This window comes from Flavobacterium sp. WC2416, assembly GCF_041200095.1.
In the GTDB taxonomy this organism is placed as follows: domain Bacteria; phylum Bacteroidota; class Bacteroidia; order Flavobacteriales; family Flavobacteriaceae; genus Flavobacterium.
This window is the reverse complement of the sequence record NZ_CP165626.1, coordinates 2610099-2632254: the sequence shown is the minus strand read 5'-3', so window position 1 is coordinate 2632254 and position 22156 is coordinate 2610099. Positions and strand designations below refer to the sequence as shown.

General features: G+C 30.8%; 24 protein-coding genes and 1 pseudogene. 8 read left to right on the top strand and 17 right to left on the bottom strand.

Annotation, left to right across the window (positions count from 1 at the left end):
* Nucleotides 1-129: 129 nt before the first annotated feature.
* A complete protein-coding gene (locus AB3G39_RS11210) occupies nucleotides 130-588 on the bottom strand; it encodes a 2-dehydro-3-deoxyphosphooctonate aldolase (RefSeq protein ID WP_367769529.1) in 459 nt (152 codons plus the stop codon).
* Nucleotides 589-740: 152 nt separating this feature from the next.
* Between AB3G39_RS11210 and AB3G39_RS11205 the strand changes: the two genes are divergently transcribed.
* Both AB3G39_RS11205 and AB3G39_RS11200 read left to right on the top strand, forming a co-directional pair.
* A complete protein-coding gene (locus tag AB3G39_RS11205; protein WP_367769531.1) occupies nucleotides 741-1298 on the top strand; it encodes a YeeE/YedE family protein in 558 nt (185 codons plus the stop codon).
* A gap of 3 nt (nucleotides 1299-1301) precedes the next feature.
* A complete protein-coding gene (locus AB3G39_RS11200) occupies nucleotides 1302-1715 on the top strand; it encodes a DUF6691 family protein (RefSeq protein WP_367769533.1) in 414 nt (137 codons plus the stop codon).
* Between the two features lie 33 nt (nucleotides 1716-1748).
* Here AB3G39_RS11200 and AB3G39_RS11195 read toward each other — a convergent pair whose 3' ends face one another.
* The 9 genes from AB3G39_RS11195 to AB3G39_RS11155 form a co-directional block, all read right to left on the bottom strand.
* Nucleotides 1749-2435: a lysoplasmalogenase gene (locus tag AB3G39_RS11195; protein ID WP_369765172.1), complete on the bottom strand. Its 687-nt coding sequence runs from the start codon at nucleotides 2433-2435 to the stop codon at nucleotides 1749-1751.
* Between the two features lie 9 nt (nucleotides 2436-2444).
* On the bottom strand, nucleotides 2445-3716 hold the full coding sequence (locus tag AB3G39_RS11190) for a sterol desaturase family protein (RefSeq protein WP_367769538.1): 1272 nt from the start codon (nucleotides 3714-3716) through the stop codon (nucleotides 2445-2447).
* A gap of 99 nt (nucleotides 3717-3815) precedes the next feature.
* Complete coding sequence (locus AB3G39_RS11185; protein WP_367752767.1) at nucleotides 3816-4091, bottom strand: ATP-dependent Clp protease adaptor ClpS; 276 nt, start codon at nucleotides 4089-4091, stop codon at nucleotides 3816-3818.
* A gap of 41 nt (nucleotides 4092-4132) precedes the next feature.
* Nucleotides 4133-4966 carry a 50S ribosomal protein L11 methyltransferase gene (gene prmA / locus AB3G39_RS11180; RefSeq protein ID WP_367769541.1) on the bottom strand — a complete coding sequence of 278 codons (834 nt, stop codon included), beginning with the start codon at nucleotides 4964-4966 and terminating at the stop codon, nucleotides 4133-4135.
* A gap of 106 nt (nucleotides 4967-5072) precedes the next feature.
* The gene (tpiA, locus tag AB3G39_RS11175) at nucleotides 5073-5825 is read right to left on the bottom strand and encodes a triose-phosphate isomerase (RefSeq protein WP_367752771.1); all 753 of its coding nucleotides are present in this window, start codon (nucleotides 5823-5825) and stop codon (nucleotides 5073-5075) included.
* A gap of 53 nt (nucleotides 5826-5878) precedes the next feature.
* A complete protein-coding gene (locus AB3G39_RS11170; protein ID WP_367769544.1) occupies nucleotides 5879-6373 on the bottom strand; it encodes a TlpA family protein disulfide reductase in 495 nt (164 codons plus the stop codon).
* A 198-nt stretch (nucleotides 6374-6571) separates the two neighbouring features.
* Nucleotides 6572-7027, bottom strand: a complete 456-nt coding sequence (locus AB3G39_RS11165; RefSeq protein WP_369765171.1) for a hypothetical protein — start codon at nucleotides 7025-7027, stop codon at nucleotides 6572-6574.
* 53 nt (nucleotides 7028-7080) lie between these two features.
* Nucleotides 7081-8181: a BT_3928 family protein gene (locus AB3G39_RS11160; protein WP_367769550.1), complete on the bottom strand. Its 1101-nt coding sequence runs from the start codon at nucleotides 8179-8181 to the stop codon at nucleotides 7081-7083.
* Nucleotides 8181-8726: a DUF1599 domain-containing protein gene (locus AB3G39_RS11155; RefSeq protein ID WP_367752779.1), complete on the bottom strand. Its 546-nt coding sequence runs from the start codon at nucleotides 8724-8726 to the stop codon at nucleotides 8181-8183. Before AB3G39_RS11155 ends, AB3G39_RS11160 begins: the two co-directional genes overlap by 1 nt.
* Before the next feature lie 148 nt (nucleotides 8727-8874).
* Here AB3G39_RS11155 and folP point away from each other — a divergent pair, with 148 nt between their 5' ends.
* On the top strand, nucleotides 8875-9699 hold the full coding sequence (folP, locus tag AB3G39_RS11150; RefSeq protein WP_367769553.1) for a dihydropteroate synthase: 825 nt from the start codon (nucleotides 8875-8877) through the stop codon (nucleotides 9697-9699).
* Between the two features lie 2 nt (nucleotides 9700-9701).
* Nucleotides 9702-10331: a hypothetical protein gene (locus tag AB3G39_RS11145; RefSeq protein WP_369765170.1), complete on the top strand. Its 630-nt coding sequence runs from the start codon at nucleotides 9702-9704 to the stop codon at nucleotides 10329-10331.
* Nucleotides 10332-10369: 38 nt separating this feature from the next.
* Here AB3G39_RS11145 and rlmH read toward each other — a convergent pair whose 3' ends face one another.
* The 6 genes from rlmH to AB3G39_RS11115 all read right to left on the bottom strand — a co-directional run bounded on the left by rlmH (nucleotide 10370) and on the right by AB3G39_RS11115 (nucleotide 16034).
* A complete protein-coding gene (gene rlmH, locus AB3G39_RS11140; RefSeq protein WP_367769557.1) occupies nucleotides 10370-10843 on the bottom strand; it encodes a 23S rRNA (pseudouridine(1915)-N(3))-methyltransferase RlmH in 474 nt (157 codons plus the stop codon).
* Nucleotides 10844-10891: 48 nt separating this feature from the next.
* The gene (locus AB3G39_RS11135) at nucleotides 10892-11200 is read right to left on the bottom strand and encodes an antibiotic biosynthesis monooxygenase (RefSeq protein ID WP_367769560.1); all 309 of its coding nucleotides are present in this window, start codon (nucleotides 11198-11200) and stop codon (nucleotides 10892-10894) included.
* 7 nt (nucleotides 11201-11207) lie between these two features.
* Complete coding sequence (locus AB3G39_RS11130) at nucleotides 11208-12629, bottom strand: adenosine deaminase (protein WP_367769563.1); 1422 nt, start codon at nucleotides 12627-12629, stop codon at nucleotides 11208-11210.
* A 219-nt stretch (nucleotides 12630-12848) separates the two neighbouring features.
* Nucleotides 12849-14690 (bottom strand): mechanosensitive ion channel family protein, encoded by a 1842-nt coding sequence (locus AB3G39_RS11125; protein WP_369769354.1) that lies wholly within the window; start codon nucleotides 14688-14690, stop codon nucleotides 12849-12851.
* Nucleotides 14691-14784: 94 nt separating this feature from the next.
* Nucleotides 14785-15810 (bottom strand): DUF2254 domain-containing protein, encoded by a 1026-nt coding sequence (locus tag AB3G39_RS11120; protein ID WP_369769353.1) that lies wholly within the window; start codon nucleotides 15808-15810, stop codon nucleotides 14785-14787.
* Nucleotides 15807-16034, bottom strand: coding sequence for a DUF2254 family protein (locus AB3G39_RS11115; protein ID WP_369769352.1), 228 nt, complete (start codon nucleotides 16032-16034; stop codon nucleotides 15807-15809). The genes AB3G39_RS11120 and AB3G39_RS11115 overlap by 4 nt, the downstream gene beginning before the upstream one ends.
* Nucleotides 16035-16537: 503 nt before the next feature.
* Between AB3G39_RS11115 and nadC the strand changes: the two genes are divergently transcribed.
* From nadC to priA, 4 genes and pseudogenes are all read left to right on the top strand, one after another.
* Nucleotides 16538-17395 (top strand): carboxylating nicotinate-nucleotide diphosphorylase, encoded by an 858-nt coding sequence (nadC, locus tag AB3G39_RS11110; protein ID WP_369765167.1) that lies wholly within the window; start codon nucleotides 16538-16540, stop codon nucleotides 17393-17395.
* Between the two features lie 50 nt (nucleotides 17396-17445).
* Nucleotides 17446-18391 (top strand): annotated as a pseudogene (locus tag AB3G39_RS11105) (YihY/virulence factor BrkB family protein).
* A gap of 108 nt (nucleotides 18392-18499) precedes the next feature.
* Nucleotides 18500-18928 (top strand): DUF2147 domain-containing protein, encoded by a 429-nt coding sequence (locus AB3G39_RS11100; RefSeq protein WP_369753702.1) that lies wholly within the window; start codon nucleotides 18500-18502, stop codon nucleotides 18926-18928.
* Between the two features lie 40 nt (nucleotides 18929-18968).
* Nucleotides 18969-21422: a primosomal protein N' gene (gene priA, locus AB3G39_RS11095; RefSeq protein ID WP_369765166.1), complete on the top strand. Its 2454-nt coding sequence runs from the start codon at nucleotides 18969-18971 to the stop codon at nucleotides 21420-21422.
* Nucleotides 21423-21431: 9 nt separating this feature from the next.
* Here priA and AB3G39_RS11090 read toward each other — a convergent pair whose 3' ends face one another.
* Nucleotides 21432-22127 (bottom strand): LytR/AlgR family response regulator transcription factor, encoded by a 696-nt coding sequence (locus AB3G39_RS11090; protein WP_367752803.1) that lies wholly within the window; start codon nucleotides 22125-22127, stop codon nucleotides 21432-21434.
* Nucleotides 22128-22156: the final 29 nt, after the last annotated feature.

Here is a 22156-nt window from a genome sequence, read left to right as displayed (position 1 = left end):
TACTTATTAACATTTTTTATAGAGAATAATAGTATGTTTTGGAGCTATTTCCTGCTATACGCTTGTATCTTCTTGTTTTTAAAGAAAAAACAAGAAGGATACCGCTTCTATCAGGGCTAGGGGAGTTGTTTATTGATTATTTTTCTTCAATCCAAAGCCAACTGGAACTTTCAAAATTCCTTTTTCATAAATGTTCATATACAATAGAATAGGTTTTTTTAAACCATCCCATTTTACTTCATATACATCAAGAAATCCTGCACCCATTTCGCTTCTTTTTGTTGGGAATGGACAACAACTTTCTAATTTACTAAAGCTTATTTTTTCCCCTTTTGGTCCAGTTAAGGCATTCAAAAAACGTTCTTGATTGATGGTTTCATTTCGCGTGCTATAATAAAATACATTGATCGGATAATCTTTATCATATCCGTATTTTTTGTCTTTACTATACTCGGTAATTACAAAAGTATTATCAGAGGTTAATTTTGGAATTGGGGCATTATCATCAACGTTTTTCAAAGTTGACTTGGTACTTACACATGAAATGGCAAATGATACTAATGCAAAATAAAGCAGGACTTTTTTCATGATTGTGATGAAATTAGATTCTTTTAAATTTATTGTAGTACAAATATACTGAGAACTATATAGGGGATTACTACTACAATAAATATTTGTGATGAAATTCTTAGAATTGTAAATAGTAGAATCCTTACTTTTGCATCAAAATAGAATTAATTATGGGTATCTTTTTTCAAACTTGGCCTTGGTACATATCTGGTTTTTTAATTGGATTGATCATGCTATGTTTAACTTATTTTGGTAAATCGTTCGGAATGTCATCTAATCTTCGGTCAATGTGTACGATATTAGGGGCAGGGAAGCGCACTGCTTTTTTTGACTTTGACTGGAAATCACAGCGATGGAATTTAGTTGTAGTTTTAGGTGCTATGTTAGGTGGCTTTGTAGCAGTACATTTCATGAGTGATCCATCAAATGTTTCAATTAACCCAAAGACTATTGAGCAATTAGCTCAACTAGGAATTGATGCTCCAAATGGGAAGTTAGTTCCTGATTCACTCTTTGGCCCTCAAGTTTTTCAATCACCCAAAAGTATCCTGATTCTTCTTATTGGTGGTCTACTTATTGGTTTTGGTACTAGATATGCCGGTGGATGTACTTCTGGGCATGCTATTTCGGGATTGAGTAATTTACAAATTCCTTCTTTAAAAGCAGTTATTGGTTTTTTTGTTGGTGGTTTAATTATGGCTTATTTTATATTCCCATTAATTTTTTAGAAAATGAAAGTATTAAAATATTTATTAGTTGGTTTTGTATTCGGAATTGTATTAACAAAGTCGGAAGCCGTTTCTTGGTACCGAATTTATGAAATGTTTCAGTTTCAATCTTTCCATATGTACGGAATCATTATGGTCGCAATTGGTACGGGTGTTATTGGTATCCAAATTATAAAAAGAAAAAACATTAAAGACATAAAAGGGAGGCCAATTGAAATTGTAGATAAAGAACCGGGATCAATCCGCTACTGGGTTGGTGGTATTTTATTTGGATTGGGTTGGGCATTAGTTGGTGCTTGTCCAGGACCTATTTATATATTATTAGGAGCTGGTTTTTGGAGTATTCTTATTGTGCTTTTTGGCGCTTTATTTGGAACGTATTTGTATGGCGTTTTTAAAGATAAATTACCTCATTAACATTTATTATAATTGCATTATTGATAGCATTTTCTATAAAAAGGGAATGCTATTTTTTTTATTTAATTTTAAAATTCCCACTACAATCAAATATTGAGCAATTAGATAGGTTATCATAATGAAAAATGAACTCATTACTATAGGGGTATAAAACTTATTGAACGCCAAAATACTATCTGAAGTTACAAAAGCGATTGCACCAATCAAAATGTACCAGTTGCCTGGTTCTTCCCAGTTCAAAAAACCTTTAAAGGCAAATAAAAGCATGGTAGAAATAACTAGAGCATACACAAATACAGGTATTGTTAAATCACCTAGATTGGGTAGTAGAATAGAAATCATAATGATTAAGTACATTATAATTGTAGTAACTCCAATCCAGAATACCGCTTTATTTTTTCTGTTTTTATATCTTAATTGTTTATTAAATAGTAATATATAGATAATATGTGAGATTAAAAAAGCAATTAATCCTACTATGAAAAATAGTTCGTCACGATCTGCAAAAAGGAGAATGATATCTCCAAACCATGAAAAAGTTAATGCTGCTAAAAGGTATTTTTTAGAAGAAAACGCTCCACTAAAATAAACTCCTAAAATAAGAAACGGAAGCAAAAGGGGTTTCATAAACCAAGCAATTGATTCTTGATCAACAAGGAGAAGGAGTAAATAAACAATACTTAAACCCAAATATCCAATTAATAATTTATTATTTTTCATGTTATGAGTTTATAAGTTAACAGATACAGCACTTTTTATTTTGAAATCAAATAGCGTAAAATAAATTGCTATTCCCAATGAAAATAGGAGGTAAGTAATTATTATATAATTACCCATAGGTAAAATAGAATTTAGTCCAAACCAATCTCCAAAGTAAATTAAAATCCCAAGACCAAATAACAATCGGAAGGTTTCCCAATAGATTGAAAATCTATTTTTATCCATTAATTCCGTATAGCTGAAAATAGTTATAAAAATAAAAAATCCATAAATAAAGATATTGGGCAAACCTATTTGGGCTATATTGTTAAATAAATAGCTAACAAATAGTAAAGTAATCAGTGCTTGAATAATAGACCAACTAATTAATTTAGTTGAGTTCTCGGCACCATATTTTTTAAAATTATAAACATCTGATATTTTTTTTACTGGATATTTTTCTTCAAAATGCTCTGGTCGCCAGCCAGTGGGTTTAAACCAAATTGTCAATTTGTCTTTCCAGCTTTCGGTACGCCAAGCATCCATAATTAATAGTCCTAAATGTTGATAATTTATTCGAATAGGGTTCCAAGTTCCGGCTGGTCTAGTTATTCCAAAAACGGGTGGTACTTCGTCTAATTCTTCTTGAAAAGTACCAAACCATTTGTCCCAAATAATAAAAATTTGTGAATGATTTTTATCAAGATATTCTGGATTTATAGCGTGATGAACTCGATGATGTGATGGAGTTACAAGGACATGCTCTAAAAACCCCATTTTTTTAATATGTTTTGTGTGGTACCAAAATTGTAAAAATAGTTGAATAGGTAGTGTTATTGCAATTACTTTAGCAGGAACGCCCAGAAGTGCTGCTGGAATAAGTATAAAAGTAAATAGATTAATAAAACTGGAAACCGTTTGACGTAAAGCACAAGCTAGGTTAAACTCCTCACTACTATGATGTATAGCATGTTTATTCCAGAAAAAATTTACTTGATGTGACAATCGATGTGTCCAGTATCCATAAAAATCGATGACAATAAAAGCTACTAAATAGGTTGCAATAGTATTTTCAATATGATAAATAGCTATTTTTGAAACGATCCATTCATAAGAAATAAAAGTAATACTAAGTCCTAATACATCTTTAACTGCGTTTGTAATTCCGGAACTAATACTGGAAACGCTGTCCATTAATGGAACATGATTCTCCCCTTTGTATAAATCATACATTTTTTCAATAATAATTAGTACCAAAAAAAGAGGCATCGCAATGATTAATATTTTACCATATTCTTCCATAAAAAAAAACGTTCTATTTTATTCAAATATAGAATAAAATAGAACGTTTAATGAATTATCGTTAAATAAAAAGCTATTTAATTGCCTTATTGTTTGAAATCAAACAATTTCAGCACTTAATCCTGCTTCTAGTAATTGTGTACATTGTGGTTTCAATTTATCAATAGGTCCTGTTTTCACAGTACATTTCCCATTATAATGTACAATTAAAGAACATTGTTCCGCTTGTTCAGGTGTATGTTCACAAACACGCATTAGAGTGTCGATTACATGGTCAAAAGTATTTACATCATCATTATACACGATAATTTCGTTGTTTAATGTAGGTGCTTCTTTTCGACTTACTTTTTCTCTTATTTTTTCTTTAGTACTCATTTTGTAGGTTTTTTGTACTTTCGTTATTAATAAAACTAATACTAATTTACGTATTTTAATGAAACCCAGTTATTTCTTTCAAATTTTTTAACATAAGTTAACCCTTTTTCTGTACATGAAGCATCTATAAAAGGGATGTCTTCCGTGTAAAAACCACTTAAAAGAAGGGTTCCTTTTGGATTTAGACAATCTACGTACGCTTGCATATCGTTCAACAAAATATTTCGATTGATATTGGCAATGATTAAATCATATTTTTTTCCTTCTAATAATGAAGCTTCACCTTCATAAACTGTAATGTGTTTGCAGTGGTTGCGCTCTGCATTTTCAATAGAATTCAAGTAACACCAGTTATCGATATCTATTGCATCGATAGGTTGCGCCCCTTTCATTTCAGCAAGAATTGCTAAAATAGCAGTTCCACATCCCATATCTAGGGTTTTCATACCAGTTACGTCAATTTCTAATAAATGTTGAATCATCATATGTGTAGTTTCATGATGACCTGTACCAAAACTCATTTTTGGTTCAATTAAGATATCAAATTCAGCATCCGTTTTTGGGTGAAAAGGTGCACGTACATGACAGTTTCCTTCTACATCGATAGGTTCAAAATTCTTTTCCCATTCCTCATTCCAGTTAACTTGATCTATTTCTTCAAAGGTATAGTCAATTTCAAATTCTTCCGATTTTAAAATATTGATGTTCTCCAGAATCATTTCATCCCATAAATCTTTTTGTACAAAAGCGGATATACCAGATTCAGTTTCAGTAAAACTTTCAAAAGCAGTTTCACCTAACTCTGCAATTAATATTTCTGAACCCAATTCTTTTGGTTCAATTGTAAAATGGTATCCTATATAAATATTTGACATGTTTAATTTTTTTGCAAAGGTAGTATTTCTCTTTTTATGGAATTATATAAAAATAAAAAAAGCGGTAAAATACATTTTACCGCTTTTTTAATATGTTAATTTTATTTTAGATTGCATTTACAATTGCAACAAAATCATCAGCTTTTAATGCAGCACCACCAATAAGACCACCGTCTACATCTGGTTTAGAGAAAATTTCTTTTGCATTTTCTGGTTTAACGCTACCTCCATAAAGGATTGAAACATCTTCAGCAATATCACTTCCGAAAGCTTTGCGAACCGTTTCTCTAATGAATTCATGCATTTCTTGTGCTTGTTCTGGTGAAGCAGTTTCTCCAGTTCCTATTGCCCATACTGGCTCATAAGCCAAAACAACATGTTCCCAATCTTTTGCTTCGATTTGGAACAATCCATCTCTTAGTTGGTTTTCAACAATGTTGAAATGGTTTTGAGATTGACGATCTTTCAATTCTTCTCCAAAACAGAAAATAACCATCATGTCATGCTCCAAAGCAGTATTTACTTTACTTGCAATTAAAGCATCCGTTTCATTGAAAATAGCTCTACGCTCAGAGTGTCCAAGTATAACGATATCTACACCAACACTTTTTAACATATCTGCTGAAATTTCACCTGTAAAAGCGCCACTTTCTGCTTGATGTACATTTTGTGCAGCAACGTCGATATTAGTAAACTGTAAATGATCAACTGCTGAAGCTAGGTTTACGAATGTAGGAGCTACAATAACTTTAGCATCTGTATCAGTAGGTATTTTAGCAATTAATTCATTCAATAAATCTTCTGTTTGCTCTGCATTTTTATGCATTTTCCAGTTTCCTGCAACTATCTTTTTTCTCATTTTAGTTTGTATTATATTTCAATATTTGTTTTTAGTTCTTTATTGTGTAACGTTTATTTTAATTTAGCTAATGTGGCATTGATTTTATCAAAATCAGTTTCAATTGCTCGGTATAAAACTATTTTTCCTGTTTTGTCAAGGATAATATATCTTGGAATCCAATCTAAATCAATAGCATTTCCAAAAACACCTTTCATTTGATCATTAGCCATATAATGATCCCCTTTAAGTTCGTGTTTTTCAATTCCTGCGATCCATTTATCAGCTGTTTTGTCCATTGAAATGAATATGTAGGCTACATCAGGATTTTTGGCTTGTAATTCTTTTATTTTTGGCATTGCTTTTACACAGTCACCACACCAGGAAGCCCAAATTTCAATAACTACCGTTTTTCCTTCCGCTTTTTTGATTATATCTTGAAAAGCTACTTGGTTTCCTTCTGGAGTTAATAATGTTTCAGATAATGCTTCTTTTGTAAATTCCGTTTTTTGTGCATTTGAACATGAAAATGTAGCGAATGCAACGAATAGAGCCAGTATTTTTTTCATTAAATAAAAATTTTAGTAAAGTTAAACAAACAATTGGAAAGTAATATATAGAATATCATTTTTTGAAAATAGAATTTGAAATTACAAAAACAATATCGATATAGTTAGTAAAAATAACAAAATAGACACAAAACGATTGAAAAAAGCCACGATGATTTGAGTTCATACGTGGCTTATTCGTTTTTTTTTCAGAATTAGTTACGGAACAAAAATTTTATAAATTCCTGTATTTTGATTGAATTCAAAATCAGAATTCTTTATGGCAACTTCATTAAATTCGGTGTAACTACAACCATCACTTATTCTGGATGCATCTACATATAAACTAAAAAGTGCTTTTTCTTGTATTGTAATAGAATAATTTATTTTTTCTGTTTTCCAACCAATAGTATGGATACTGATGATGTTTTGTCCGTTTTCCGCAATAAATGTAAAAGGCACTTTGCTATTGTTTGATAAGTCAATTATTGTAATTTGATTGGATTGATACGTTCCATTTGTGAATAGATTTTCTCCTGAAGTTTTATTTACAATTTCAAAATTAAAACCACTTGGTGGAGTGAAACATAATTTTCGATTTGATTCTAATTGATTGGTACATCCTACAAATACAACCATTAAGACTAGCAATAAAATTTTAAATAAATTTTGCATAAATTATTTTTTTTAAAGAATCAAATTAATAGCAATTTGTAAAACCTATATTATTACAACTTTAAATCTTTAATATCATTATAATGCACTTTTTGTTTGATAGTTCCTTTTTCAAGAATTACAATACTAGGATTTGCTCTTTCAATTGTTTTTAAGGCTATTGCGTCACATGTATAAAAGTCAAATTGAAGTCCGTATTTTTTCTTTGCTTTAGCAATTTCTTCTAAAGAGGAGTTCGTCATCCCTATTACTTTATATCCTTTAGCAGTAGCTTCTTGATTTAACTTTTCTAGTTTTACCATACCACCTTCTTCAGCTGTAATTAAATCATAAGTAACAATCATCAATAATTTAGGTTCTTGTAACAATTCTTCTTTATAGTCTGAATCGTCTTTCATCATCGTAAAATCATGAATAGGAGGAACGTAACCTTCAGTGATAACTTTGTCTTTTCTATCAACAAATTCAGCTCCTTCAGGCAGATTCATCAAATCATTTTCTGAGAATTCTTTGTCAACACCATTCACTTTGTATATAAAAGTCATTTCCACAACGGATTTTGGAGCGCCTTCTGGAATTTCCATTCCTTTTTCAATATTGTTTCCTACTTTATAAGGTCGGAAATCAATAATAGGCAAGTGATTTAGTACCCAAACCGCCATCAGCATGCATAAAAGAATACTTGCATAGGCAATAATATTTTGTATGCTATTTTGAAATAAAGGTTTTACTAGTCGTTTGTTGATGAATAAAATTAATATAAAAAACAATAAAACAATATCCTTAGCAAATGATTGCCATGGAGTTAAGTGTAGTGCGTCACCAAAACAACCACAATCCTTCACCACATCATAATAAGCAGAATAGAATGTTAAAAAAGTAAAAAACACAATCATAAGAAGCAAACTCCAAATAGTAAACTTTGATTTATATCCAATGAGTAACATGACACCCAAAACCACTTCTACAATTACTAGAAACAAGGCCAAACCTAAAGCAAATGGCACTAAAAAAGGCATGTTAAATACAGGTTCACTAAAATATTCGGCTAATTTATAAGAGAAACCTACAGGGTCATTTAGTTTTATTAATCCTGAAATAATAAATAGTAATCCTACGAAAATCCTAGAGAATTGAGTAATTAAGTTTTTCATTATTTTCCTTTAAAATTCATTAATATAAGTGCAAAAATCGAATAGTTAATCATATCTTGATAATTGGCATCAATTCCTTCAGATACGATGGTTTTCCCTTTATTATCTTCTATTTGTTTTACTCGAAGTAATTTTTGTAAAATTAAATCGGTCAAAGAACTCACACGCATTTCACGCCAAGCTTCACCGTAGTCATGATTTTTGGCTTCCATTAATTCTTTGGTTAATTTAATTTGGGCATCATATAATTCGGTAGCTTTTTCAACATTCAAATCAGGTTGGTCGACTACGCCCAATTCTAATTGAATTAATGCCATTATCGAATAGTTGATAATTCCTATGAATTCACCGGTTTCATCTTCGTCGACTTTACGGATTTCATTTTCTTGTAAACTTCTAATTCTTTGTGCTTTGATGAAAATTTGATCGGTTAATGATGGCAGTCTTAATATGCGCCAAGCACTTCCATAATCTTTCATTTTATTGATAAATAGTGATCGACAAATTGCGACTATGTTATCATATTCTTGAGAAGTATTCTTCATTATTGATGTATATTTGTCTAAAATTTTCTCAAAAATAGGGATAAAATTTAAAAAAAATTAGCGTTTAAAGTTTAAAGTTGCAGGAATGCATCCGTTTTATTGGTCAAGATCATTAAACTTTAAACTAGAAACTTTAAATAAAGAAGTAATGACAATAAATTGTAAAGGGCAACTGATTGATTTAGCGCATCCAAAAGTGATGGGAATTTTAAATGTAACGCCTAACTCTTTTTTTGACGGAGGAAAGTACAATGATGAAAATGAAATACTTTCTCAGGTTAAGAAAATGCTAAATGAGGGGGCTACTTTTATAGATATTGGTGCCTATTCTAGTAAGCCTAATGCGGAGTTTGTTACTGAAGAAGAGGAAATTGCCCGAATTGTTCCTGTCATTCAATTAATTTTAAAACAGTATCCAGAAACGTTACTTTCTATTGATACTTTTAGAGCTGGAGTTGCAAAGGCTTCTCTAGAAAATGGTGCTGCACTTATTAATGATATTGCCGCAGGCAACCTAGATGAAAAAATGTTTGAAGTTGTAGCAGAGTATAATGTTCCTTACATCATGATGCAAATGAGAGGTACACCTAAAACGATGCAAACCATGACAAGTTATAATGATATTGTCAAAGAAATGCTTTTTTATTTTTCTGAAAAAATTGCCAAAGCTAGAAGTTTTGGAATTAATGATTTAATTATTGATCCAGGTTTTGGTTTTGCTAAAACATTGGAGCAAAATTATGAGGTGATGAAAAAAATGGAATTATTTCAAATGTTAGATTTGCCATTATTGGTAGGAATTTCTAGAAAATCTATGATTTATAAAGTATTAGAAACAACTGCTAATGAAGCTCTAAATGGAACCACTTTTCTAAATACAATTGGACTGACAAAAGGTGCAAATATATTGAGAGTTCATGACGTAAAAGAAGCGGTTGAGTGTGTGAAATTATATGAAAAATTGAATTTTTAAATATGAAATATTTAAGCCTGATTGTTGTGTTTTTATTTCTTTCGTGCGGAAACAAAGAGGATATCTTATTGCCAAAATCGAATGTTACGATCGTAAAGGATGTGCAAGATCATTCACCTATTTATATTTTTTTTAGAACTAAAGATAAAGACACTCTAGCCGAGGTCAATAGAAAAAACAGTATTATCACTACCAATTGGATTCTGAATATAGACAAGCGTTTGCCTTTACGAATCGTGATTCCGGAGGTTATGAAACTACAAGACAAAAAACGCAAAGAAAAAGCACATAAAAATGAAAAAGCCGAAAACTACTATTCCTATGCAGATAGTATAGGTAAAAATATGGCTTTTATTCCTTTTACAAATGTGTATTATAAAATAACGAAGCCTTTGAATGGAGGTTTAATATTGAATTTTAAAAAGCAATCAGATTCTATCTTAATTGATAATCTTATAATGAAAACAAATGAAGTTGTAGATTATATACATAGTATTAATTACGCAGTAAATCCAAAAATTATTTTAGTTTTCGATAAAAACATGAGTTTTGAAGAATATTTACAAATTAAGATTTTGATAAAAGAATTAGACACTTTTAATAAAGAAGTGCCCCAAGAATTCATCTACTAAACTTCAAACTTTAAACAAAGAAAACTTGAAACTAAAAACTACTGATGATGATACGGTTCATTTCTTAAAATCGTAAACCCACGGTACAATTGTTCGATAAAAAACAAACGAACCATTTGATGAGAAAAAGTCATTTGCGAAAGCGAGATTTTACCTTTTGCAGAAGCATAAACGGTATCCGAAAAACCATAAGGTCCTCCAATAACAAAAACTAATGTTTTTACACCAGAATTCATTTTCTTTTGCAATTCCTCTGAAAAACCCACACTAGAGAAGTTTTTTCCATTTTCATCCAATAAAATAAGTTGGTCTGTTGGTGCAATTTTGGACAAAATTAATTCCCCTTCTTTTTCTTTCTGTTGGCTTTCCGATAAATTTTTTACATTCTTGATATCCGGAATAATATCTAAATCAAACTTGATGTAAAAAGACAAACGTTTCGTGTAATCGTCAATTAAAGATTGTAATGCTTTGTTATCGGTTTTGCCAATGGCGATGAGTTTGATATTCATTTTTGATTTTTTACAGGATTACAAAAGTAATCAATCAAGATTTTTGAGTTAAGCTAGTTTTATTTTTTCTAAAATGATTTCATAATGTTCCACTATAGGGAAAGGATCATAATAATGATGTAGTAGCTTTTTCCATTCTAAATATTGTTCAGATTGTCTAAAAGCAATAGTATGGTCTTCTAGTTTCTCCCAATCTACCAGTAGTAAATATTTATTTTCTTGTTCGATACATTTTCTTAAACTGTGTCCAAGATAGCCATCTATTGCGCTAATGTATTGACCTGCAATTTTGAAATCATGTTCAAATTGTTTTTCTTCTCCTTTTTTTACATAAAGAATTGCCGTTTCTAAAATCATATTTTATTTAATTAGAAGGAAAATTAGCTTCAAAGGTTTTAAATCGTAAATCTAAATCTGATATTAATTGTTTTTTTAATTGCTCGTCTTTTATAAAACTATAATAGATACTGTTATATACATATTGTTTGATATTGACATACGAAACTTGCTTGTAACGTTTGGCAAGTAACACATATTGTTCCGTCATGTTTGTTCGAAGAATACCAGCATCGTCAGTACTGATTACAATTGGAACTCCAAATTCTTTATACAATGTTATAGGATGGCGACTGTCTTTTACTTTTAAAATAAATTCATTGCTCACTAAGTTAATTTCGATCGCAATGTTATTTTTAGCCATATATCGTAAAAGTTCATATGATTTTTCTTCATAGGCCATATCTACACCATGACCTATGCGGTAGGCTCCCGCTGTATATACAGCATCTCGAATATGCCAAGTTAAATCTTCAGGTTGAACTAATCCTAAGGTAAGTTCACCTGCATGCATGGAGTATTTTACTGTTGGGAATTGAGAATGACAATACTTAAACATCACCATGTGCAACCAATAATCTTTCATTGCTGTTTCGCCATCTTCAGGTGAAACGATATTTACACCTGCCATTAGCGAACTCGTATCAGCTGAAATGAAAGCAACTACTAAATTTTTAAAAAGGTCAACGGGTTCCATAAAGCGCAATACAAAGTTTTGGTAACGCATGGTGAAACGATCATCGTCAATTTTAAGATCATTATGCAATTTAGCGACAAAATTGGTGTTGAAATCTTCGGCATAAACGGCAGCGTCCCTTTGTAATAAAGTTCCATAAATGGAATCGAGTAGTTGGGTAACTCCAGCTTCATCTCTATTTATAGCCAGTGCTCTTAATTTAGCATTAAAATCAGTTAGATCGTCCGTGTTTATATTGGAAGGAATAGTTGAAAGTTGGGTTTCAATATAACTTACATTTTCAGTAATAGCTCTATTTTTTAGTTCTAATAATCCTTGTCCAAAATTACCTACTATTGCGGGACTAAATTTACCGAAAGATTCAAAAAATAATTTATCAGAAGGGTAGTCAACATGATTGTAGTCCTTCACGGACCATTTTTCCATTATTTTTTGTTTGTAGCTATTCAATTCTCCGCGACTTTTTAGTGTAGAAAAAAGTTCCCAGTTTCCAGTTGTAGGCTTTTCTTTTAGAACTTGCATAGTTGCTGTATTTAAGTAAAAATCAGCTGATATGGCATCTTCTAATAAGGGTTCGGCATAAATTGAGCCACTATAATGGTGATGTAAATCCCCACCTTTTGGCATCTGAGAAAAGAAAGCGGTCAATGCGGCTTCATTGTTTCTAATTTTTTCGAAGTATTGATTTACTGAAGATTGTGAATATCCAATATTAAGTATAACTGAAAAAATTAATGTATATAATAACTTCATAGCGTTTTTTTAAGATATAACCTTGATTTATATATTAACAAACTAGAAACTCATTGTTTTTAGTTTACTTTTTTTGTTCAAAATTGAGACAAATATAAGTTATAAATAGAATAAAAAAAACCGCTGATAAATACATGTTAGCAGTACATTTTGTTTTATTAAAAGAATAAAACAAAATGTTTCTAGCTATTTTAAAGTTTAAAAATTTAAAATGAAACGTTAAATAGTGTTGTCATTTTTAAAATTCACATTAAAAGGGGGTGTTTTATAATTTTTATCCAAATAGTTTTCTGGAATTGTGGTTTTATTCCCGTCTCTTGCTGCACGATAATGTGGAGACATAATTTCAATGTTTCTTTCATTGCAAACATCTTGAATGTTTTGGTGCAAATTAGAATAGATAACTGCTTGTTTATTAGGTTCTTTTATGTATGCATTGATTTCATACGAGACATAAAAATCATCTAAACTAGTTTGTAATACAAAAGGTTTTGGTTCTTGTAATACAAACTCTGTTTTAGAGGCAGCATCTATTAAAGCTTGATGCATCTCTTTCCAGAGTACATCATAACCGATGGTAACAGTCGAGTGGATAATCAATCCTTTTTCAGGAGCATCACTACTGTAATTTATAGTATGACTACTCATTACAGTTGAGTTTGGAATAGAAATAATTTCATTTTTTATGGTTCTAATTCGGGTTACCAACAATGATTTTTCGATAATATCCCCCACGACTTCGCCAATTTTAACTCGGTCTCCAATTTTAAATAATCGCATATAAGTAAGGATTAAACCAGCAATGATATTCGAAAGCGATCCTGCTGAACCAAAAGTAAATAAGAAACCTAGAAAAACGGAAACCCCTTGAAAAACGGGAGAATCACTACCAGGCAAGTACGGGAAAATTACCACTACCATAAAAGCAAAAACGATTACTCGTACAATTTGATACGTAGGGTTTGCCCAATCGGCATAAAAACCAGGTAGTTCTAAATTTCCTTTTTCGATTTCATTTTTTAGAAAATGAATTCCTTTTAAAACATATCTAAATACAAAAATGATAACTAGTATAGTAATTAAATTAGGAAGATAATTCCAAAAACCTAAAGCTATTTTTTTAAGAGGATTTAGTATATAACCAAAAAGAGTAGCTGCGAAATCTTTTGTCCAAGGAAAAATTCCAAAAAGTATAGGTAAAGCAATATAAACTAATAATAAGATGAGAACCCATTTTAAAGTGGTGTTAACGTTCAATAAAGCATTTACTTGCTGTTTAGCATCAAATAGAGTGAAGTTTCGGATCTTAATTCCTTGAATGCGTTTGTTTTCTTCGTGTTCTATTTTTTGTGCAGTCCAGCGAAAAAACCTTCTTAAATTTGATATTAAAAAAAACATTATTACTAAAACTAAAAGTGCCAATCCAATTTCTTTTGCTAAAGTCGACACACTAGTTTCACTTTTATACAGAGCTAAAGCTTTCTTGATAATGTCTTGATATTTTTTTGCCAATTCTAATTTGGTACTGTTATTCCAAATCGCATCATTTTCAGAAACGCTAATAATAATACCTTCTTTATATACTAGATCTATAGTGGTTTCGGCATCAACAATTTTTATTGAGTCACCCTTAAATCTAAATTGATCAGAGAGATTTTTAATTCGAACACTTATGGCATCTGCTCTGTCTTTTGCCGAAAAGCTTCCCAATTTACTATAAATAGTGAATAAGGTATCGTTGAAAAATCCAGTTACTGGGTATCCTTTTGCGGTTAAGCGCAAAGAATCAATTTGAGCTTTTTTTTCGGCAAGCCTTTTATATTCTTTCGTATTTAATACTTCTAATTCTTTTTGTAGCGCTTCTTTTTTTAAATTATCGGTTGTTTTTAATGATAAAAGCTGTGTCTCTAATTCTGATTTTTTAATGGAATCACTGACACGCTGTCCTTCAATTATTGCCAATTTTTCATTGAAATTTTTAATTATGGAAGTGTTTAACGAATCATTCTTTTTATTGATACTATCTTGTTGTGCTACTGTTTTTTGAGCAAAAAGAACCACAAAAAAACTTAGAATAAGAGTTTTTACGGTGATGGATAGTGCTATTTTTTTTTAGATCGAAACATAAAATAATTTGATTGGAAAGTTATGACTTTTATACAAATAAACAGTTTTCTTTTAAAAGTAGTATATCTGCTTCAAGTTTCATTTCCATTTTTGCTCTTTCAAATGCTTGTTTAGAATTATAAAAACTAGATTTTTGAATCGCTGTATTGCTATTTTTAGAAAGAATTTGAAAACATTTTTGGAGTCTGATCATTACTTCAATGTTTGATGCACCATCGCGGGCTATAGGTCTAAACGCATCTTCAAATAAATCGGATAGTTCTAATTGAGGAACAGCAATACGATCAAAAAGGTCTTCTTTAACTGGAATTGTTTCTTTAACGGAATTCCATAAGGAGAACAGTCTAATGTGGCTACTTATGATTTGAATTGCCGTTCCTGGATCATTGACAGCAGGTGAAAGAGCTCGACTAGCAATCTCAGTTAAGGTGATTAAACCAAAACGGGGGTCTTGGTCAAAATAACGCATATTACCAACCGTAAATGCATTTTTTATAGTATTGTAGTCTATTTTTTCCTCTTTGTTTTTTAAAGCAATAAATAACAAGGGCTGATTTATGGAAACGAGTTTTCCAGGGATCGCATTTATAGTAAAAACGGCGTCCATCTTTTTGGCTATTTTTTGCAATTCAGACATGTTAATTTGTTGAACGTAGCCTGTTAGGTCGCTATACAAGGCTTCCCCTTTGCTTTTTGAAGGATGGACTGCAATTCCGTTTAGAGTAGGTGATTCTAAGCGATTTTGAATGGCATTTGTAGTTGCGTCTTCAACTAATTGAATTGTATGTCCCATTCTGCCCAATTTAGATATTCGCTCTACCCATCGTAAGAAAGTTAGAATTACTAAACTAAAAAATAAGAGTGTAAAAATAAATAGTGTGAAATAACCTGCTCTGCCGTAATAACCATTTTTAAGCGCTACTAGAGCAACAATGCTAAATATAAAAGAGCCAATAAAAACAGATAATGCATTCTGAGAAACATCATCTGCGATAATTAATTTAAAAGAGCGGGGTGTAGCAGTATTGCTTGCTGCAGCAAATGCGGATATCATGATCCTACAGTAAAAATGGCAATCACAAGCATGCTTGCTGAAATTATATTGAGTAACTCAGATAGTGATTCGGTTTTAATATCCGGAACAATTTCATGTAGTCTTGTACTATCGGCAATTTGAGCAATTAAAGCAGCTAAAATCGAAACAAAACAAAAAATTGAGGGTCTGAACCATAATTTTTCTTTTATACGTTGCATGACAAAGAGTAAGTTTTCTTTCATAAATATAGCTTTGGGACTAAATTAACACCTTTTTATTTAAATAGCTAAAAATTGTTACGCGTTGTATTTACTTAAAACGCCTAATCCTTTTGTAGTTTTGAGTATTAGTGTGACTTTCAAGCTTTACTGACACCAATTTTTTAATTAACAAGTTTACTGTAATCGTACCTAGCGTTTATGAGATCTATTTCATCTTTGATAGAAATTAGAAGAGTACTAACTTATTAAAAAGAAATGGAGCGCGTAGGTTATTCTAGTTTCATTTTCAAGAGTCTAAAGTTTCATTTTAAAGAAAAATAGTCTAATATAAATTCAAACATTATTTTTAGGTTTAATGAATTTAAATCCTACTGCCACCACGTTGCTCTATTAAAGTACTTATTTTTAATGATTTATTAAAATGATAGTACAGAAGTTGTAATTTATTAGAAAAGGGTTTTATAACAAGTTTTTCAATCCACAAAAAAACTACTACATTAGCAGTAAATATAATTTTTTGAAAAATGATTAGTGAAGCACAATTTCAAGACGAGTTACAAATACTAATATCTAATGCTATCCGCGAAGATGTAGGGGATGGTGACCATAGTTCATTGGCTTGTATTCCAGTAGAAGCACAAGGTAATGCAAAACTTTTAGTTAAAGACAATGGAATCATAGCAGGAGTTGCATTTGCGAAAATGATTTTTAATTATGTTGATCCAAACATGAAAGTTGAAACTTTTATTGAAGATGGTACTCCAGTTAAATATGGAGATGTTGTTTTTCATGTTTCGGGAAGTTCACAATCTATTTTAAAGGCAGAACGAATGGTATTAAATTCGATGCAAAGAATGTCTGCGATAGCTACTAAGACAAATAGTTACGTAAAATTGTTAGATGGAACAAATACAAAAATATTAGATACTCGTAAAACGACACCTGGTTTTCGGGTAGCCGAAAAATGGGCTGTAAAAATAGGAGGTGGAGAGAATCATCGTTTTGCTCTGTATGATATGATTATGCTTAAGGACAATCATATTGATTTTGCAGGTGGAATTACTTTAGCAATAGCTAAAACAAAAGAGTATCTTAAGAAAGAGAACCGTGATTTGAAAATTATAGTGGAGGCCAGAAATATAGAGGAAGTAAAAGAAATATTGGACTGTAAAGGGGTGTATAGAATTCTACTAGATAACTTTGATTATGAAACAACTAGAAAAGCGGTAACTTTGATAGGAGATTCCTGTCTAACAGAATCCTCGGGAAATATTAATGAAGATACGATTCGTAGTTATGCACAATGTGGTGTTGATTATATTTCATCAGGAGCATTAACTCATTCTATTTATAACATGGATTTAAGTTTAAAAGCGATTTAAATAGAATTGCAACTAATAAAAGAACTTAATTTTAAAGTGATTTATATTTAATGTCAGCAGAAATAGAAGAAAGTATTCAAAGAATACCAGTACTTAGGGATTTAGCCAGCTATCTAAAAAAGGTAAAATTGCCTTGGTTAGAAGGATTGACGCTTTATGACTTATTAGAGCTATATGGAATTGGTATTGCTGAAGGAGCTTTATCTAATCGTGCAGGTTCTATTGCATTTAGTTTTTTTATGGCATTATTCCCTTTTACATTATTTATTTTAAATCTTATTCCTTATATTCCTATCGAAGGTTTTCAAGAAGATTTTTTGAAATTTGTTTCTGAAGGAGTTCCTCCAAATACTTATTATGCAATTGCAAATATTATTGATGATATTCTACACAACAGTCATTCAGGATTGTTGTCTTGGGGATTTTTATTGTCTATTTTATTGATGGCAAATGGATTGAATGCTATTTTAGGAGGTTTTGAAACTTCTCGTCATGTATTAGTGAAAAGAGGTTTTTTTCAGCAATATTTTGTAGCAGTTGGTATGTCAGTATTGTTATCAATTTTATTGATACTTACGGTTGCGATAATCGTTGTTTTTGAGGTTTTTATTCAAAAATTAAACGCGCATCAAGTTCTAAATGATCAAATTCCTTTGATCGTTATGGGGAGATATGGTTTTTTAATTCTAATGATTTTAATTACAACTTCTATCCTTTTTAAGTTTGGAACCAAACATGATAAATCGAGGGCATTTATATCAATAGGCTCCGTTTTCACAACAATATTGACGATAATTATCTTCTTATTTTTTCGGAATTTGGGTAATACGGTTTTCACAATACAACCAGCTTTATGGCTCAATAGGTACTTTGTTAATCGTAATGTTTTATATTTGGATTAATTGCATGATATTATTATTAGGTTTTGAATTGAATGCAGCGATAAATAAATTAAAAAAGAAAAATAATAGTTCTAAAATTGCAGAAATAATTTAGCTAACTTTATAGTTGTGGTCACTAAAATTAAGAACTATTTTGATTTTAACCTTTAGAGATACAAGCAATTTTACAATCTTAGTTTAATCAAAATTAAAAATTAAAGTCATGAAAAATACAATTACAATTATAGCACTCTTTATTAGTACGTTTTTTTTTGCTCAAAATCATAGTGTTACGGGAAAATGGAAAACAATAGATGATGAAACCGGTGAAGCCAAATCAATTATAGAAATTTATGAGAAATCAGGAAAAGTTTATGGGAAAGTAATTGATATTTTGGATAAAGAACATAAAAAAGATCTTTGTCATGAATGTGGTGGAGAAGATTATAACAAACCTATTATTGGCATGACTATCTTAAAAGGACTTTCGAAAGATGGTAACGAATATAATTCGGGGAAAATTATGGATCCTAAAACTGGAAAAGTGTATAAATGTTATATTGTTTTAGAGAGTAATGAAAAACTTAAAATTCGTGGTTATATTGGATTTGCATTATTAGGAAGAACACAATACTGGTATAGAGTGAAGTAGCTTTTTCTTCTTGTCTTTTTTAATTATAACATTTTATTGAATGCTTTTTTTTGTCGAAGTTATTTTACCGCTTTCCCTTGCTAAAACCTTTACTTATTGCGTTTCGGAATCAGAGTATCTTTATGTTAAAAAAGGAATGCGAGTTGCAGTTCCTTTTGGTAAAAATAAAATCTATACCGCTCTGGTTATAGATAAACATCAAGAGAAACCAACCCTGTACGAAGCAAAAGAAATACATCAAATTCTTGACGAAAATCCTATTGTTACTGAAATTCAAATTGCGCATTGGCAATGGATTGCCAGTTATTATATGTGTGCCATTGGGGATGTATATCGTGGGGCAATGCCAAGCGCTTTATTATTAGAAAGTGAAACTATAATATCTCAAAAAGCAACTGATTTTGTTGATGAAAGTTTACTTTCAGATGAAGAGTATTTAATTTATCAGGCGCTACAGTTGCAATCTTCACTTAAAATAAATGATATCGCATCAATTTTAAATAAGAAAAATATTTTTCCTGTTATTCAGAAACTGATTGATAAAGGAATTATAGTGCTGCAAGAAGAAATGTTGGAAAACTATAAACCTAAATTGGTGCGGTATGTTCGGCTACATTCAAAATACGAATCTAATAACGGTTTAGGGGAATTGCTGGAAACCCTTAAGAATGCGAATAAACAAAAAGAGATTGTTCTTACTTATTTTCAATTACTTGCTACAGAAAAGAAGCCATTAACAGTAAAAAAATTAATAGATACTGCTAATTCTACTTCTGCAATTATAAAAGCATTGATTGACAAAGAAATATTTGAAGATTATTATTTGCAAGAAGACAGAGTGAGTTTTTTAGGGAATGGTAAGGAGGATCAGTTGCAATTGAGCGAAATTCAACAAAAAGGTTTTGATGAAATTACAGCATCTTTTAATAAAAAAGAGGTGTGTCTTTTGCATGGTGTAACTTCAAGTGGTAAAACAGAAATTTATATAAAATTGATTGAAGAGTATCTTCTTTCAGGAAAACAAGTTTTGTATTTGTTACCAGAGATCGCGCTTACCACACAATTAGTAAGTAGACTGAGTGCTCATTTTGGAAATAAAGTGGCTGTTTTTCATTCGAAATATAATAATAACGAACGTATTGAGGTTTGGAATCAAGTATTGCAAAATTCAGAAAAAGCACAGATAGTGATAGGAGCGAGATCGGCATTATTCTTGCCTTTTCTTAATTTAGGGTTCATCATTGTAGATGAAGAACATGAGCAAACTTTTAAGCAAATGGATCCTGCTCCTAGGTATCATGCGCGGGACGCTGCAATAGTTTTAGCCAATTTTCATAAAGCTAAAGTTTTGTTGGGTTCAGCAACACCAAGTATCGAAACCTATTTTAATGCGAAGTCAGAAAAGTATGGATTAGTTGAAATCACAAAACGATATGGGAATGTCATGATGCCTGATATTGAACTGGTTGATTTAAAAGATAAATATTTTAGAAAACGAATGAATGGACATTTTAGCGATGTCTTAATTGAAAGTATAACTAATGCCGTATCGATTGGGGAGCAGGTAATATTGTTTCAAAACAGAAGAGGATATTCCCCTTTATTAGAATGTTTGACTTGCGGCCATGTGCCACAATGCCAGCAATGTGATGTGAGTTTAACGTATCACAAGCATAAAAATCAATTGCGTTGTCACTATTGTGGGTATTCTATCGCAAAACCTACACATTGTCATAGTTGTTCTAGTGTTCATTTGACCACTAAAGGTTTTGGAACAGAGCAAATTCAGCAAGAATTGACAATTTTATTCCCAGATTATAAAATTGGTAGAATGGATCAAGACACAACCAGAGGAAAATTTGGTTTTGAAAAAATTATTGATAGTTTTAAAAACAGAGAAGTTAATATTTTGGTAGGAACCCAAATGCTGGCCAAAGGATTGGACTTTGATAATGTAAGTTTGGTAGGAATCATGAACGCAGATAATATGTTGTATCATCCCGATTTTAGAGCCTTTGAAAGAAGTTTTCAAATGATGATGCAGGTTTCAGGGAGATCAGGACGATCTGGTAAGCAAGGAAAAGTAATTATTCAAACTTATAATCCGGATCATAATACCATACAGCAAGTTACTAAGAATGATTATATAGGGATGTATAATGAGCAATTGTATGATAGGCAAATTTATAAATATCCACCTTATTTTAGAATTATAAAAGTCACCTTAAAACATCGTGATTTTGATAAATTAAAAGAAGGTGCAATGTGGTTGTATCAAGTTATAAGTCAAAATTTGAATGTACCTGTACTTGGACCAGAAGAGCCAGCAATAAACAGAATTAGGAATGAGTATATCAGAACTATAATTATTAAAATTCCACAAAACTCGTCTATAGTAAACACAAAAAAAACTATTCAAAAGATGTTGAATAGTTTTGATGCAGTTGCTCAATACAGAGCTATAAAAGTTATGATAAATGTAGATTTTTATTAAAAGTAGTTTTTATGCAAATGATAAGGCTTTTACTAGATCTTCTTTTTTGTTTCTACTCAAAGGTATTTTAGTAACGCCAATTTCAGCAAACTTACTATTGAAACGTTCTACCTTATCAATATTAATAATATATGACTTATGAACTCTTACAAATTTCTTTTTAGAAAGATCATTCTCAAAAGATTTCATTGTAGAAAGAACTAAATTACTATCATCTTCAGTAACGACTCTTACATAATCACCAAAAGCTTCAATCCATTTTATTTTAGCAGTGAAAACTTTTAGTTTTTTTAAATTACTTTTAATGAATATGTGTTCTCCTTCTTCTTCTTTAATATCCTTTTTATATAGATGTACATCTACAGCTCTTTTAACAGAAGCGTTGAAACGATCTATTGCAATAGGTTTTTGAAGATAGTCGGTAGCATCATAATCAAAAGCTTTCATAGCGTATTCCGCTTTGGAAGTAATGAAAATGATTTGTGGTTTAATTTTTAATCCATCCAAAAAATCAAAACCACTTATAACAGGCATTTCAATATCAAGAAATATTAGGTCTACATTATGTATAGACATACAACTTCTTGCCTCAATAGCATTAGAAAAGTCTCCTATTAAGTGTAAGTTTGGATGATTATTGACTAACTTTGCGATGATCATTCTTTGTATAGAACTATCATCGACAACGACACAGTTTAGTTTCATAATTTCATAATTTAAGATTTGGAATAGTA

Bases quoted from the DNA above. Each gene is read 5' to 3' on its own strand.
- AB3G39_RS11210 (WP_367769529.1), bottom strand. From the start codon at position 588: ATGAAAAAAGTCCTGCTTTATTTTGCATTAGTATCATTTGCCATTTCA.
- AB3G39_RS11205 (WP_367769531.1), top strand. From the start codon at position 741: ATGGGTATCTTTTTTCAAACTTGGCCTTGGTACATATCTGGTTTTTTA.
- AB3G39_RS11200 (WP_367769533.1), top strand. From the start codon at position 1,302: ATGAAAGTATTAAAATATTTATTAGTTGGTTTTGTATTCGGAATTGTA.
- AB3G39_RS11195 (WP_369765172.1), bottom strand. From the start codon at position 2,435: ATGAAAAATAATAAATTATTAATTGGATATTTGGGTTTAAGTATTGTT.
- AB3G39_RS11190 (WP_367769538.1), bottom strand. From the start codon at position 3,716: ATGGAAGAATATGGTAAAATATTAATCATTGCGATGCCTCTTTTTTTG.
- AB3G39_RS11185 (WP_367752767.1), bottom strand. From the start codon at position 4,091: ATGAGTACTAAAGAAAAAATAAGAGAAAAAGTAAGTCGAAAAGAAGCA.
- prmA (WP_367769541.1), bottom strand. From the start codon at position 4,966: ATGTCAAATATTTATATAGGATACCATTTTACAATTGAACCAAAAGAA.
- tpiA (WP_367752771.1), bottom strand. From the start codon at position 5,825: ATGAGAAAAAAGATAGTTGCAGGAAACTGGAAAATGCATAAAAATGCA.
- AB3G39_RS11170 (WP_367769544.1), bottom strand. From the start codon at position 6,373: ATGAAAAAAATACTGGCTCTATTCGTTGCATTCGCTACATTTTCATGT.
- AB3G39_RS11165 (WP_369765171.1), bottom strand. From the start codon at position 7,027: ATGCAAAATTTATTTAAAATTTTATTGCTAGTCTTAATGGTTGTATTT.
- AB3G39_RS11160 (WP_367769550.1), bottom strand. From the start codon at position 8,181: ATGAAAAACTTAATTACTCAATTCTCTAGGATTTTCGTAGGATTACTA.
- AB3G39_RS11155 (WP_367752779.1), bottom strand. From the start codon at position 8,726: ATGAAGAATACTTCTCAAGAATATGATAACATAGTCGCAATTTGTCGA.
- folP (WP_367769553.1), top strand. From the start codon at position 8,875: ATGACAATAAATTGTAAAGGGCAACTGATTGATTTAGCGCATCCAAAA.
- AB3G39_RS11145 (WP_369765170.1), top strand. From the start codon at position 9,702: ATGAAATATTTAAGCCTGATTGTTGTGTTTTTATTTCTTTCGTGCGGA.
- rlmH (WP_367769557.1), bottom strand. From the start codon at position 10,843: ATGAATATCAAACTCATCGCCATTGGCAAAACCGATAACAAAGCATTA.
- AB3G39_RS11135 (WP_367769560.1), bottom strand. From the start codon at position 11,200: ATGATTTTAGAAACGGCAATTCTTTATGTAAAAAAAGGAGAAGAAAAA.
- AB3G39_RS11130 (WP_367769563.1), bottom strand. From the start codon at position 12,629: ATGAAGTTATTATATACATTAATTTTTTCAGTTATACTTAATATTGGA.
- AB3G39_RS11120 (WP_369769353.1), bottom strand. From the start codon at position 15,810: ATGATATCCGCATTTGCTGCAGCAAGCAATACTGCTACACCCCGCTCT.
- AB3G39_RS11115 (WP_369769352.1), bottom strand. From the start codon at position 16,034: ATGAAAGAAAACTTACTCTTTGTCATGCAACGTATAAAAGAAAAATTA.
- nadC (WP_369765167.1), top strand. From the start codon at position 16,538: ATGATTAGTGAAGCACAATTTCAAGACGAGTTACAAATACTAATATCT.
- AB3G39_RS11100 (WP_369753702.1), top strand. From the start codon at position 18,500: ATGAAAAATACAATTACAATTATAGCACTCTTTATTAGTACGTTTTTT.
- priA (WP_369765166.1), top strand. From the start codon at position 18,969: ATGCTTTTTTTTGTCGAAGTTATTTTACCGCTTTCCCTTGCTAAAACC.
- AB3G39_RS11090 (WP_367752803.1), bottom strand. From the start codon at position 22,127: ATGAAACTAAACTGTGTCGTTGTCGATGATAGTTCTATACAAAGAATG.